This window comes from Planococcus sp. YIM B11945 (genome assembly GCF_050864155.1).
Taxonomy (GTDB): Bacteria; Bacillota; Bacilli; order Bacillales_A; family Planococcaceae; genus Planococcus.
This window is the reverse complement of the sequence record NZ_JBOZWR010000008.1, coordinates 160,898-174,327: the sequence shown is the minus strand read 5'-3', so window position 1 is coordinate 174,327 and position 13,430 is coordinate 160,898. Positions and strand designations below refer to the sequence as shown.

The following is a 13,430-nucleotide window of genomic DNA, read 5'->3' as shown; positions in this document are numbered from 1 at the left end:
CAAGGGCAAATGAACTTAAGGAGTAAACTCTACGCCGACGTACAGTGATACCAACAAAATCAAAATCAATATATTAATCGTACGGAATATTTTTTGGTGATTTTCTTCCGGAATTTCTCGTGAAGTTACAAGTGCTAACGTCATACGGTTGATCTGGAACAAATAAAACACAGAGAACACAACTACAAAAGCGACTATCATGAGTTTCCTCCCCTCTGAATCATATTCATCTAGTATAACAAAAATGGGGAGAAAAAACATGATTAGGCAATCGCTTGTGGCACAAGGATTTCAAAACCGGTATCTGTTTCTTCAATTAATGCGTGTTTTGGTGAACGCACTAAATTCCGCATATACAGTAGATCTGGTACACATAGCGCGCAGTGATAGGCGAGCAGCATGGCAAAATAATGGCTGAATGACGGCAACATAAACGTAAGCATAATGATTACGGCATTTACCAGAATGAAAGGCGTTACAAGCGTCACAATAAATTTTCGTTTAGGCACTGGGTCGTTGATTTTCAATGTGATGGCAGGCAGCAGGCCAAGTTGCGTTTTGATGATCAAACGCAAGCATTTCCGGCAGCCAACTAGCGGCAAAAAGTGGCAGATTTTATGGAGGGGATAAATCCCCAATATTGCCAATAAGAATGTCAGAAAATGTTGGTCAGATAAAGGCGCTGATGAAAAGATGTTCAACGCGATAAAGTAGGCGATAAATACGCCAAATCCAGAAAGTGCCGATATGAGAAATAATCGGTCAAATCCATATTGCTTTTTTACATTTATGCTTTTCCAGCAATGCATGGGTTGCATCTCCTATATGTGGAATCTATCTATGAGTCGATACATACAATACAACGATTTTCGGATAAATGCAACCCGCTTGCAAAATTAATTTTTTGCAGCTGAAATTACGTTTTTTCCACCACTTCAATAATGTGGTTTTCTTCACTAAATTGGTTTTCGATATTTTTGAAAGAAGCTTCAAAAATTTCCATGAAATCCTCACCGTAAATATTGCGGATCACGGCCATAATATCCATGAATTCAGGGAATCTTCCGTAGATTTCACGCAAAGGCAAGGAACCATCAATTACGGTATGTGGAGTGTCGTGATAGCGTTCAATCATTTCTTGAATAAGTTTTTCGCCTTTTTCAGTCAACTCTACATACGTATTGCGTTTGTCTGAGTCGCGTTTTGAAAAAGCCAAAAGTTCACGTTCTTCCAGTTTTTTTGAAAAATTAAAGGCGGTTGATACATGCATGACACCAAATTTTGCAACATCGGAAATTGAGGCGCCTTTTAAATGATAGGAAATCCATAAGATATGGTGTTCATTGATATTCAAATCATACGGTTTTATCCACAACTGCCAATCTTTTTCTACCGCTTTCCACAAAGCTTTTGACAATTGCCCAATGCGCTGGCTAAAGAGCATAGCTTCTTTCATTGTATATTCGCGTTCATTCAATGTAGACACCAACTTTCCCCCGAAAGTAATTTTCTTTATTATAGCAGTAAAGCAAACACTATTAAAGTGTGAATAGTAAAAAAATTTTTAAAAACGAAACAATTTTTTATTTTTAAGCGCAATATTGTATTATTCGACAAGGCAACGGAGGGAATAAAAAAAGAAGCTGCCTATTTGGCAGCTTCTTTTCCTGTTATGAAGCGTTATCTGTCGGCTTAACTACTTTACCTTCTTCGCTGACGCCATTATCGTGATCCTCATCTTTGTCTTTGCTGATGGATTTTTGCAGTTCTTCAATTGCTTTTTGAATCGCCATAATCTCAAGCTGCAGATGCTCTTTTGCCGGAGCCGTATTCTGCTGCCACGATTCCAATGAATTTTTCAATCCGTCCATTGCTGCTGGAACTTGGCTTTTGGTCTCAGCGGATAAATGAGCTATCGATTCTTTTAAATTGTTCACTTGTTCTTTCACATCTGATAGTTTTTCTTTCCAATCAGAAGAAGCTGATTTCATGGAAGTCCGCAATTCCTTGCCCGACTGTGGTGTTGAAAATAATGTAGCCGCAGCTCCTGCTACTAGCCCTGTTGCAAGCCCAAGAAAAAAAGTTGATGCTTTCATATGGCAAACGCCCCTTTCATCTATACCGTTCTTTTCCTTTATTACTGTTAATTAAACCATAAAGATGAATAGGGATTCAATAAAAAAAGCTTTTCACCGATAATTCCGGTGAAAAGCTTAAGATTACAACGCTTGTGACACGGCTGTATCAAATTTGGATCGGCGAACCAATTTGATGACAATCGGGAAAATAATCGCAAAAGCAATTGCATTCATCAAGACGGCGGGCAAAACGACCGTCGCGAACAAGAGGCCAAATGGAATTTCTGCGCCAACAACCAAAATGGCTGCCGACAAGAAAATGGATCCCGACAAAATTGTACCGCCTGCGCATAATGCAACGGCAACGGGAAGTTTGGTGGCGACTTTTTTGATTAGCAAGACAACTGCGAAAAACACAAACGCTGTAATAAATTTGTCTATTACGTTCGGAACAAATCCTGCTGGAAACGTTGAGAACAAGCCGGAAAGGACTCCAGTTGTTATCGATAACAAAAATACACTTTTGACATTCGGGAACAAAAGGATGCCCACAAACATCATGGTTAACATAAAGTCAGGCTTCATGCCACCATTAATTCCAGGGATTACCAAGTAAAGTGCAGCCCCTACGCTGACCAGCAGCGCCATTAAAACTAAGTTTTTCGTATTCATTTCTCATCTCTCCTCAGCTCTTCGTTTTGGTAGTTTCCCGGTCGTGCCCTCTTGGCCGCCGGCGAAAAAACTTACCCTGATTCTATCGCTAATATGAGCGGAAATCAAGTACTCTAACCTAATTTCCCCTTTACTTGTCCAGCAAGTTCTTGAATGCGTTCAGTGGTAAACTCTTTTTCTTTCGTCACCCATTTTGCGCCGAAGCCATCGCTTTGGCCGTAGCGGGGGATAAAGTGCAAATGGAAATGGTGGACGCTTTGTCCTGCTTGGGTGCCATTGTTGTTCAACAAGTTCATGCCAACCGGTTCGAAAGTCTCTTTAATAGCGGCCGCAATTTTCGGCACCACAGAAAACAAGTTTGCTGCTTCATCCGGCGTCAAATCGTATACATAGGCCCGGTGGGTTTTCGGAACAATCAAGGTATGTCCTTTTGACAGCGGCATGATGTCCATAAACGCAAATACGTGCTCATCTTCGTAAATTTTCACACTCGGAATTTCGCCTGCAATGATTTTGCAGAAGATACAGTCTGCCATTTTCATCATCCTTTCCATTTTTTCCATTTTACCATATATAATTTGAAATAAAGAATCATCCCATTATATGCCGCTTCGGACGCTTTGGAAAAGGCTGAGACAGCCGAGACCCCACAAGGAGCGAAGCGGCCGAGAAGGCTTGGCGCTCGTCAGTAGGAAAGGCATTGACTGAAGGCAGTTCGGGCCATACCTTTTTGACAAAGCGTGTAACGCTGCAAGAGCATACGGTTTTCGCACAGCTGTTTTACGGAATATCGACAACCCTATATATGAAAAATGATTATTTTTTAGTAGTGAAAAATATCACAACCTACACAGAAAAAGAAATCACGCGGAAGTTTTGATACAATATATGAAAGAAAGAGGTGTTGGCAGTGGCTATTTTAGAAGTTGAGTCATTAACGGGCGGCTACACGCGCAAACCCGTATTGCAGGATGTGTCCTTTTCAATCAAAAAAGGCGAACTTGTCGGATTGATTGGATTGAACGGAGCCGGGAAAAGTACAACCATCAAACACATAATCGGGTTGATGCAGCCCAAATCTGGAGAAATCCGCTTGAATGGAAAAACGTTTGAAGAAGATATGGACGCCTACCGGTCGTCGTTTTCGTATATCCCGGAAACGCCAGTCCTTTACGATGAATTGACGCTGCGTGAACATTTGGAGCTGACGGCAATGGCGTACGGCCTCGATTCAGCTGTTTTTGAAAAACGTTCAGCAGAATTATTGAAGGAGTTCCGGATGGAAAAACGGCTGCGCTGGTTTCCGTCCCATTTTTCAAAAGGGATGCGCCAAAAAGTGATGATCATGAGCGCTTTTTTAGTGAATCCTGCTTTGTACATTATCGATGAACCGTTTGTTGGATTAGATCCGCTTGGCATCAAATCGCTTTTGGACCAAATGGAAAAGCAAAAGAAAAAAGGGGCATCGGTCCTTATGTCGACCCATATTTTGTCGACAGCGGAACGCTATTGCGACCGCATCATTTTGCTTCATAACGGGCGTGTTCGCGCGAGCGGCACAATGGACGATTTGCGGAAAGCGTTCAATATGCCGGATGCATCATTGGATGATTTGTATATTGCGATGACTGAGGATGAACTTAATGAAGAATTTGCATGAAGTATGGTCCAGCCGGCTTCAAAAATACACGATTGAAGTCCAAAACTATTTAAAATACATCGTGACCGGGCATATTGCGGTTGTGCTGCTGTTTGCGCTAGGCGCTGCCGGGTATGCTTACAGCGAATGGGTCCACAACATTCCAGAAGGATTTCCGGGAGCTTGGGTAATGGCGGTTGTCTTGGGGATTTTATTGGCCTACAGCCCACCGACCACATTATTAAAAGAAGCGGATGCGGTGTATTTGCTGCCGCTTGAAAGCAAGCTTGATGAATTTTTAAAACCCGCGTTAAAATGGACATTTTTCTCTCAATTGTATTTGCCGGTCATTGCATTCATCGTATCGCTTCCGATGGTAAATGCTTTGTACGGCTTGGATACGTCGATGTTGATCGGACTGCCGATTTTGCTGTTGCTGCTCAAGTGGTGGAATGTCCAGACGGAATTTTCATACCGCAAAATGAACGCCGGGCAGAATGCGTGGGTGGACCGGCTAATCCGTTTTGCTGTTGTGCTGCTTTTCGTTTATTTTTATGTTGAAGCCCAGATTTTATTCGCCGGCCTAATGTTGTTTGCCACCATTATTTACGGCAGATGGGTGCAGCAAAAAGCGAGCGGCAAGCCGTTTGCGTTCGACCACTTTATCGGCTTGGAAGAAAACCGCATGCTGCGGTTTTATCAATTTGCGAATTATTTTACAGACGTGCCGCATATAAGAGGCAAAATCAAAGCTCGGTCTTGGTTGAACTGGGTGTACCGGATAGTGAAACCGGGAGCGAAAAACGCCCATTTGTATTTGGTTTGGCGCACGTTTATCCGGTCGGATGAACTGTTTTATCTGTGGGTGCGATTGACGGCCATTTCCATGCTCGGAGCTTGGCTCATCCCGTTCCCGATTGCAGTCGGCATTTTTTCCGCTGCACTGGCTTTTGCTTCAGCCATCCAGATTTGGCAAGGCTTGACGAAGACGCAGCATTTTCGTATGGACAATTTGTTCCCGTTGTCGAAATTCAACAGGGAACAAGCTGTATGGAAATTGGTGCTGGTGATCCAAGCCGTCCAAGCGCTGCTCACAGCTGCCATAGTGATTGTAAAAGGCGACATGCTGCTGGCGCTTGCTGCCTTTGTGGTGATTTTGTTGGTGTCGATCGTTACGTTATCAGTATCGAAGAGGAAGAAATAGAAAGAACCTCCGCAGAAAAAATGCGGAGGTTCTTTTTAATGGAATCATTTATCTTCGCCATGATATTGGATGGCAGCGGATCCTAATGTTTTAGCCGCAATCAACATTGCTTCTTCTTTAAAATTGAATTTTGGATGGTGGTGCGGGTAAACGTCGCCGTCTGGCATGGCGCCAGTGAAGAAGAAGGTGCCGGGCACTTGTTCCAAGTAATAGGAAAAATCTTCGCCGCCCATTTGAGGCGGGGCGTCATATACTTCTTCAACGCCTGGAACGGTTTCGGCAATGTTCTTCAAATACAGCGTCTCGGCTTCGTGGTTTACTACCGCCGGATAGCCTCTTTCATACGAAAACTCGTATGTGCTGTCAGTTGCCAAACTCGTTCCTTTGATGACGCGTTCCATTTCCACTTCCATCAGCGTCCGGATGTTTTCGCTGAACGTCCGTACTGTTCCGGTCAACGCCGCTTGGTCCGCGATAATGTTAAATGGATTTTCTGCGATAAATGAGCCAACCGATAAGACGGCAGACTCAAGCGGGTCAACGCGACGCGCCACTAATTGCTGCAAATTTGTTACGATTTGAGCACCGATCACGACGGCATCTTTTGTTTCATGCGGGCTCGCTCCGTGGCCGCCGCGGCCTTGGATTTTTAATCGGAACGTATCCGCTGCTGCCATGATGGGTCCAACTCGGTAATCGATGCGACCGAATGGAGTCGTCGACCATAAGTGGGTGCCAAAAATGGCATCAACTCCGTCGAGCGCCCCAGCGTCGATCATTGATTTTGCGCCGCCAGGCACTAGTTCTTCGGCATGCTGATGAATCAAGACGTACGTGCCTTCTAGTTCCTCGCGCAGCGTGTGCAAGGTTTTCCCAAGCACGAGGAGCGTTGCCGTATGGCCATCATGTCCACATGCGTGCATAACGTTTGGCACTTGCGATTTATAGGGAATATCTTCTTTTTGGTCTTGGATCGGCAAGGCATCAAAATCGGCACGCAATGCCACCGTTTTTCCCGGTTTAGCTCCACGGATAGTGGCAATTACGCCATTGCCGCCGACGCCGTGCCTTACTTCCACACCAAGCTTTTCATAAAAGCTGCGAATATACTCTGCTGTTTTTTCTTCATGAAAAGACGGTTCAGGGTTCATGTGCAAATACCGGCGGATTTCCACCATTTCCGCATAACTGCCATCTAATTCAGCAAAAAGTTTTTCAATCATTTGGTTGGCCCCTTTCATAGCGTAAATCCGCTGTATTAAGAATATCACAAAAAAATAAGAATTCATTCTATTTGAACAATAGAAAGGGGGATTTACTATAGAAGAAAACCGATCACATAAAAAACCGCCTTTGCTCCGGGTAGGGAACAAAGGCGGCTGCAAGTATTTATTCGTCTTCCGGTTTTGCAGTATAAGTCGTAACATACGATGAGCCGGAGAAAATATTCGGGCGTTTTTCTGCTGATCCGCCTTCAGGCTTCGCATGGGCTTTCGAAAAGGCCTGGGATTCTTTCCATTTTTCAAAGAATGCAGGAGATTCCCATTCGGTCAACACCACATACGTATCGGAATCCAGCGGCCGGAGCACGCGGAACGCCACGTATCCGGGTTCGTTTTCAATGGCTCCTGCCCGGTTTTTAAAACGGTGTTCAAATATCGGACGGCCCTCGTCGGTCACCGGAATGTTATTGAAAACAAAAAATCCTTTTTCCTTGAACTCACCGGTGCCATCCACCACTTCGTAGCGGCGCGGCGTTTGGAAAACAGTCTTGCCTTCCGTTTCGTGAATCACCAGCGTAGTATTCTCGCCTTGCATGACCACCATGTTTTCGTTGGCGTGTTTTTCGCGCAGTTTCTTCATATATCCGTAAGTTCCTGTCGTCATAAATAAATTCAAACGATTCGCCTCCAATGCTTTTCTTCTACTATACCGTTCCCTGAAGAAAATTGCATGAAACGCAAAATGGCAATCTGGTGAAGGCATAAGAGTCTAATTTATGACATTTGCTCAAGGAATCTATACAATAAAGAACAGACCGTCTATAGTATAAAGCGATATGGAAGCGATATACAAAAGGATAAGCAGATTGAAGGGATGAGTAGACATATGACGTTTAACGATACTTTTTTACGTGCGGCGCGCGGAGAGAAAACGGATCATGTACCGGTATGGTATATGCGCCAAGCAGGGCGTTCTCAGCCGGAATACCGCAAAATTAAGGAAAAATATTCTTTGGAGGAAATCACGCATCAACCGGAGCTATGCGCTTATGTGACCAAATTGCCTGTTGACCAGTACAACGTCGACGCAGCGATTTTATACAAAGACATCGTAACACCGCTTCCGGCAATTGGCGTAGACGTGAAAATCAAAGCGGGCATCGGCCCGGTCATCGATAACCCGATCCGTACGATGGCGGACATTCAGCGCCTTGGCGAAATCAATCCGGAGCAGGATGTGGATTTTGTCCTTGAAACGATTCGCTTGCTGACGCAAGAACAATTGAATGTGCCGTTGATCGGATTCTCGGGAGCGCCTTTTACACTTGCTAGTTATATGATCGAAGGCGGCCCTTCAAAAAGCTACAACAAAACAAAAGCGATGATGGCATCAGAGCCCGAAATGTGGTTTGCGTTGATGGATAAATTGGCAGACACCATCATTCCTTATGTAAAAGCGCAAATCAAAGCAGGAGCGAAAGCGATTCAAATTTTTGATTCGTGGGTAGGGGCTTTGAATGTTGAAGATTACCGCATTTTTATCAAACCGGTAATGACGCGCATTTTCACTGAACTGCGCACTGAAGGCGTTCCATTGACCATTTTTGGCGTGGGCGCAAGCCACTTGGCAAAAGAATGGCATGACCTTCCAGTGGATGTGGTTGGTTTGGACTGGCGGCTTCCGATTTCGGAAGCGCGGCAAATGGGCCTCACTAAATCGCTGCAAGGAAACTTCGACCCTTCGTATTTGCTGGCAGACTGGCCGGTAATCGAAAAACGCGCGAAAGCAATTTTGGATATGGGCTTGCAGCAAGATGGCTATATTTTCAACCTTGGCCATGGCGTTTTCCCAGAAGTAAATCCGGATACATTAAAACGATTGACATCATTCGTGCACGAATACAGCGCAGCTTACAAAGCGCGCATTTAATGCAATATAAATTCTCTTGAGGTGAGCAAATTGAAAAAGACAATGGGATTATTGGTAATGGCGTATGGCACGCCTTACGAAGAAGCAGATATTGAACGCTATTACACACACATTCGCCACGGCCGCAAGCCGAGCGAAGAAAGCTTAGAAGACCTTCGCAGCCGCTATAAAGCGATCGGCGGATTGTCGCCGCTTGCGAAAATTACAAAAGATCAAGCGGAGGCTTTGGGTGCTCGTTTGAATGAAGTGCAAGACGATATCGAATTTAAAGTATACCTGGGCTTGAAACACATTGAACCGTTTGTTGAAGACGGCGTAGCCGAAATGGAACGCGACGGCATCAAAGAAGCTGTTTCGATCGTATTGGCTCCGCATTTCTCGACGTTCTCCGTGAAATCATACAATGGCCGCGCGGCAGAAGCTGCTGAAAAAGCGGGCATTCAATTGACATCAGTGGAAAGCTGGTACACAGAGCCGAAATTCATCCAATACTGGAGCGAAAAAGTAAGCGCGGCATTTGCTGAAATGTCAGAAGAAGAACGTGCGAAATCATGCTTGATCGTTTCTGCACATTCCTTGCCAGAAAAAATTATCGCTAACGGGGATCCGTACCCAGACCAATTGAAAGAAACAGCGCAATTGATTTCGCAGGCTGCTGGCGTTGACCATGTCGAAGTCGGCTGGCAAAGCGCTGGGCAAACTCCAGAACCTTGGATCGGACCGGATGTACAAGATTTAACGCGCGAACTTTTTGAGCAAAAAGGCTATACGTCATTCGTTTATACGCCAGTTGGCTTTGTTGCAGACCATTTGGAAGTCTTGTTTGACAACGACTATGAATGCAAAGTAGTCTGCGATGAAATTGGCGCAACTTATCGACGCCCTGAAATGCCAAATGTTCAGCCGTTGTTTATCGATGGCTTGGCTGACGTCGTTTTAAACAAATTAGCGGGAAAGTAAATTTCTTTTGAAAGCGATGATAAATGTGGAGGAACGTACGCGCCATGTGGCAGTCATTGGCGGAGGCATCACAGGTTTGGCTGCTGCATACTATTTGCAAAAACAGGCGAAAGCGCAAGAAAGGCCACTTCAGATTACTTTGATCGAAGCCACACACCGTTTAGGCGGAAAGATCCACACACTTCGAAAAGATGGCTTTGTCATAGAGCGCGGCCCGGATTCTTTTTCCTCCAGCAAAGACGGAATACAGAAACTGGCAAAAGAGCTGGGAATTGAAAGCAAATTGGTAGCAGGGGCGAGCGGGCAATGGTCCATTATGGCTGAAGACCGCTTGCAGCCCATACCCGATGGAACTATGATGGGCATCCCCACAAAGCTTGGCGCGTTTCTTGCTTCCGATTTGTGTTCATGGAGCGGCAAAGTAAGGGCCGCAGGAGATTTGGTGATGCCTAAATTGTCTTCTTACCGGGACCAAGCGCTTGGCGCCTTTATGCGGAAACGTTTTGGCCAGGAATTGGTGGAGAATTTGATTGAGCCGCTGCTGTCGGGAGTGTATGGCAGCGACATTGACCGAATCAGTTTGGAAGCTGCGTTTCCCGAATACTTGGAAGTGGAACACCGGCACCGGAGTTTGGTGCTGGGCATGAAAAAGACAAAAGCGGCGATAGCCGAGTTGAGTAGCGATAAAGCAGGTTTTCAAACGTTTCAAGGCGGCATGCAGACACTTGTCGAAGCGCTTGAAAAAGAACTTGGCGGCTGTACGGTTTTAAAAGGCGTGAAAGTTGAACGTGTGGCAAAAGAAGCTGCTCAAGCGGTGCTTTATTTGAACAATGCATCTTCGATTGCTGTAGACGAAGCGATTTTTGCGCTTCCTCATTCAAAACTGCAGCCTTTGTTCGAGCCGTTTGGTTTGTTGGATGGTTTAAAGGAAATGCCGATGACTTCGGTTGCGACAATCACAATGGCTTTTTCCGAACAAGCCATCAACTATCCGGACAATCTTGGATTTATCGTTGCACGGACGAGCGACTATACCATCACGGCTTGCAGCTGGGCTGACCGTAAATGGCCAGGAATGGCTGCACCGCCAGGTAAACAGCTGGTGCGCGCCTATATTGGGCGTGTGGGAGATGAAGCTGTCGTCGATTTATCCGATAAAGAAATTGAAAAAATTGTCCTGGCCGATTTGCAAAAAGCAATCGCTATTGAGGCGCACCCCGAATTTACCGTTGTTTCGCGTTGGAAAGACGCCATGCCTCAATACATCGTTGGACATAAAGAACGGATTGTTCAAGCAAAAGCGGAATTGGCTCAAGCTTTTCCGATGCTGCAAGTTGCCGGAAGCTCATTCGGCGGATTTGATTTGGCTGACTGCGTCGAACAAGGCGAAGCAGCTGCTCGCGAACTGCTAAACCGTCTGTAATTGGACAATTCGGGTGGAGGTTAAGGAAATGAAGAAAGTTGCTTGGCTTGTAATGGTGATGCTGCTATTGGGCGCTTGCGGAACAGACGAACCCGCTTCATCTGGCGCTGGCACTATGCCGGAAGAAGTGAAAGTGTCATTTAACACCGAACAAACGGCGGAAGCAATTCAACCAGTCGTTTTATCAGTTACCGTCACGCAAGGCGAAGAAGCAGTAGAAGATGCTGACGAAGTGGTTTTTGAAGTATGGCAGTCGGGCCATCGTGAACATAGCGAGATGATCACCGCTGAACATACGGAAAAAGGCATTTACGAAGCGGTCACTGAATTTGACGAAGACGGCTTGTATTTTGTACAAGCCCATACCACAGCCCGCCGCCTTCATGCCATGCCAAAACAAGAAATCACAGTCGGCAGTCCGGATCCTGCATCCATAATTCCCGATGATAGTGACGATTCCCAAGGCATGGATAAAATGAATGAGCATATGGGGCATTAAGAAAAAACGAAAAGGCAAGCGCAAATTGCGCTTGCCTTTTCAGCTTGTTGAAAAACTCTTTTCAAATGGCAGAAAGCATTCGTTTGTAGTTGCTATTCCGCAAACCAGCTGCGCTTGCCGCGGGCTCGTGCCGAACTAACTCGGGCGAATGCCCGAGTGGATTTCGGCACTTCGCTTTCCCGCAGGCGTCTCCGCTGGTTTGCTCCATAGCTTAAGTGGATAACTTTTCACCAAAAAAGCCGCTACAAGTAAGGAAGCCCATGGGTACACGGGCTCTTATTTACTTTCTATTTCCGGAACTACATCGAGTAAATTCTCTCTTCGAATGAAGCGGAAGGCGGCGACTCCAGCGGGAAAGACGTGAGCCTGAGACCCCGCAAGACGCGCAGCGGCTGAGGAGGCTTAGGCCGCGTCCCGCGGAACGCGTCCGCCTGAAGCGGAATGAGAAGGGTATGCTACTTTCTCGACAGCCTGAAAAGGCAAGCGCAAATGGCGCTTGCCTTTTTTATGTTTTATAATTCGCTGCATGATTCGCATTGCGAGCCGTAGCATTCGTGCTGTTCTTCCACTTTTTCTCCGCAGCTTGTGCATTGTTTAGGGGGCAGGTTCTTGAAATACTCTACGACATTTTCAATCATTCATTCCAGCTCCTTTTTGTTATAGTACTGTTGTTGTTTAGTTAATTGTATTATAACAGAAAAGATTCGTCAACCCTAACCCGTGATTAATATGAATAAATCCGTTAAACTAAAGAGAGTATGGAATCTAAAGGAGAGAAACCCATGTATTTTGTAGACAATAAAGGCATTACTGACCCACGAATCAACTTGGCGATTGAAGAATATTTATTGAATACGATGGATATAGAGAAAGATTCTTTTTTGTTATTTTACATAAATGAACCAGCGATTATCATTGGCAAAAACCAAAATACAGCTGAAGAAATCAATACCGACTATGTTGATTCCAACGGCATTCACGTGGTTCGGCGCTTATCAGGCGGCGGGGCAGTTTACCATGACCTCGGCAATTTGAACTACAGCTTTATCACAACAGACGACGGCAACAGCTTCCGGAACTTCCGCAAGTTTACGGAGCCTGTCGTCAAAGCGCTGCAAAGCCTTGGCGTCAACGCTGAGCTTTCGGGCCGCAACGATTTAATGGTGGAAGGCCGCAAAATTTCAGGAAACGCCCAATTTTCCACAAGAGGCCGCATGTTCAGCCATGGAACATTGATGTTTGATACAGAAGTGGACGCGGTTGTATCTGCATTGAAAGTCAGCAAAGACAAAATCGAATCGAAAGGCATCAAGTCGATCCGCAGCCGCGTGGCCAATATTTCAGAGTTTCTTGCCGAGCCGATGAGCGTTACAGAATTTCGTTCTGCCATCCTTCACTCGTTGTTTGAAGGCGAAGCGAATGTGAAGTATTGGGAATTGACGGATGAGGATTGGGACAATATCCGTGCGTTGTCGAAAAAACGCTATGGCAATTGGGATTGGAACTATGGAAAATCACCGAAATTCAACGTCAAGCATTCTCACCGCTTCCCGGTAGGAGGCATTGATGTCCGCTTGCAAGTAGAAGGCGGCGTTGTAAAAGATGCGAACATTTACGGCGACTTTTTTGGAGTCGGCGATGTAGCGGAAATCGAAAATGCCATCACGGGCATCAAATACGAACGGGCTTCTTTGGATGAAGCAGTAAGCGGATTTGATATTCCGACCTATCTTGGCGGCATCACGAAAGAAGAGTTTTTAAAATTAATTTATTAAGAATTTCTGAAGAGCCTGCTTTTAAGC

General features: G+C 45.4%; 17 protein-coding genes. 8 read left to right on the top strand and 9 right to left on the bottom strand.

The features are described from left to right. Positions 1–15: 15 nt before the first annotated feature. The 6 genes from ACRRQV_RS16180 to ACRRQV_RS16155 form a co-directional block, all read right to left on the bottom strand. Positions 16–201 (bottom strand): hypothetical protein, encoded by a 186-nt coding sequence (locus ACRRQV_RS16180; protein WP_432532759.1) that lies wholly within the window; start codon positions 199–201, stop codon positions 16–18. A 62-nt stretch (positions 202–263) separates the two neighbouring features. After that, positions 264–809 (bottom strand): DUF3267 domain-containing protein, encoded by a 546-nt coding sequence (locus ACRRQV_RS16175; protein ID WP_432532757.1) that lies wholly within the window; start codon positions 807–809, stop codon positions 264–266. 107 nt (positions 810–916) lie between these two features. Next, positions 917–1,477, bottom strand: a complete 561-nt coding sequence (locus ACRRQV_RS16170) for an HTH-type transcriptional regulator Hpr (RefSeq protein WP_432532881.1) — start codon at positions 1,475–1,477, stop codon at positions 917–919. 193 nt (positions 1,478–1,670) lie between these two features. After that, a complete protein-coding gene (locus tag ACRRQV_RS16165; RefSeq protein WP_432532755.1) occupies positions 1,671–2,096 on the bottom strand; it encodes a YtxH domain-containing protein in 426 nt (141 codons plus the stop codon). Between the two features lie 123 nt (positions 2,097–2,219). Continuing rightward, a complete protein-coding gene (locus tag ACRRQV_RS16160; RefSeq protein ID WP_432532753.1) occupies positions 2,220–2,750 on the bottom strand; it encodes a tryptophan transporter in 531 nt (176 codons plus the stop codon). Positions 2,751–2,863: 113 nt separating this feature from the next. Then, positions 2,864–3,286 carry an HIT family protein gene (locus ACRRQV_RS16155; protein WP_432532751.1) on the bottom strand — a complete coding sequence of 141 codons (423 nt, stop codon included), beginning with the start codon at positions 3,284–3,286 and terminating at the stop codon, positions 2,864–2,866. 194 nt (positions 3,287–3,480) lie between these two features. On the opposite strand from ACRRQV_RS16155, the gene ACRRQV_RS16150 reads away from it, so the two are divergent. Genes ACRRQV_RS16150 through ACRRQV_RS16140 form a run of 3 tightly spaced genes read left to right on the top strand, consistent with a single transcriptional unit; the run spans position 3,481 to position 5,593 of the window. After that, positions 3,481–3,630: a hypothetical protein gene (locus ACRRQV_RS16150; protein WP_432532749.1), complete on the top strand. Its 150-nt coding sequence runs from the start codon at positions 3,481–3,483 to the stop codon at positions 3,628–3,630. A gap of 30 nt (positions 3,631–3,660) precedes the next feature. Next, positions 3,661–4,410, top strand: coding sequence for an ABC transporter ATP-binding protein (locus ACRRQV_RS16145; protein ID WP_432532747.1), 750 nt, complete (start codon positions 3,661–3,663; stop codon positions 4,408–4,410). Beyond that, positions 4,394–5,593: an ABC transporter permease gene (locus tag ACRRQV_RS16140; RefSeq protein ID WP_432532745.1), complete on the top strand. Its 1,200-nt coding sequence runs from the start codon at positions 4,394–4,396 to the stop codon at positions 5,591–5,593. Before ACRRQV_RS16145 ends, ACRRQV_RS16140 begins: the two co-directional genes overlap by 17 nt. A gap of 44 nt (positions 5,594–5,637) precedes the next feature. Here the strand turns inward: ACRRQV_RS16140 and ACRRQV_RS16135 are convergent, their stop codons facing one another. After that, complete coding sequence (locus tag ACRRQV_RS16135) at positions 5,638–6,816, bottom strand: M20 family metallopeptidase (RefSeq protein WP_432532743.1); 1,179 nt, start codon at positions 6,814–6,816, stop codon at positions 5,638–5,640. 166 nt (positions 6,817–6,982) lie between these two features. Next, complete coding sequence (locus tag ACRRQV_RS16130) at positions 6,983–7,492, bottom strand: antibiotic biosynthesis monooxygenase family protein (protein WP_432532741.1); 510 nt, start codon at positions 7,490–7,492, stop codon at positions 6,983–6,985. 210 nt (positions 7,493–7,702) lie between these two features. Between ACRRQV_RS16130 and hemE the strand changes: the two genes are divergently transcribed. From hemE to ACRRQV_RS16110, 4 genes are read left to right on the top strand one after another with little or no spacing between them, the layout of a single operon-like run. Continuing rightward, on the top strand, positions 7,703–8,746 hold the full coding sequence (gene hemE / locus ACRRQV_RS16125) for a uroporphyrinogen decarboxylase (RefSeq protein ID WP_432532879.1): 1,044 nt from the start codon (positions 7,703–7,705) through the stop codon (positions 8,744–8,746). A 42-nt stretch (positions 8,747–8,788) separates the two neighbouring features. After that, a complete protein-coding gene (hemH, locus tag ACRRQV_RS16120; protein ID WP_432532739.1) occupies positions 8,789–9,706 on the top strand; it encodes a ferrochelatase in 918 nt (305 codons plus the stop codon). A gap of 16 nt (positions 9,707–9,722) precedes the next feature. Next, positions 9,723–11,129, top strand: coding sequence for a protoporphyrinogen oxidase (gene hemY, locus ACRRQV_RS16115; protein ID WP_432532737.1), 1,407 nt, complete (start codon positions 9,723–9,725; stop codon positions 11,127–11,129). 28 nt (positions 11,130–11,157) lie between these two features. Continuing rightward, entirely contained in the window at positions 11,158–11,628 is a 471-nt protein-coding gene (locus ACRRQV_RS16110) for a FixH family protein (RefSeq protein ID WP_432532735.1), read from the top strand. A gap of 512 nt (positions 11,629–12,140) precedes the next feature. Here the strand turns inward: ACRRQV_RS16110 and yhfH are convergent. Then, positions 12,141–12,266, bottom strand: coding sequence for a protein YhfH (yhfH, locus tag ACRRQV_RS16105; RefSeq protein WP_432532733.1), 126 nt, complete (start codon positions 12,264–12,266; stop codon positions 12,141–12,143). A 144-nt stretch (positions 12,267–12,410) separates the two neighbouring features. On the opposite strand from yhfH, the gene ACRRQV_RS16100 reads away from it, so the two are divergent. Next, positions 12,411–13,403, top strand: a complete 993-nt coding sequence (locus ACRRQV_RS16100) for a lipoate--protein ligase (RefSeq protein ID WP_432532731.1) — start codon at positions 12,411–12,413, stop codon at positions 13,401–13,403. Positions 13,404–13,430: the final 27 nt, after the last annotated feature.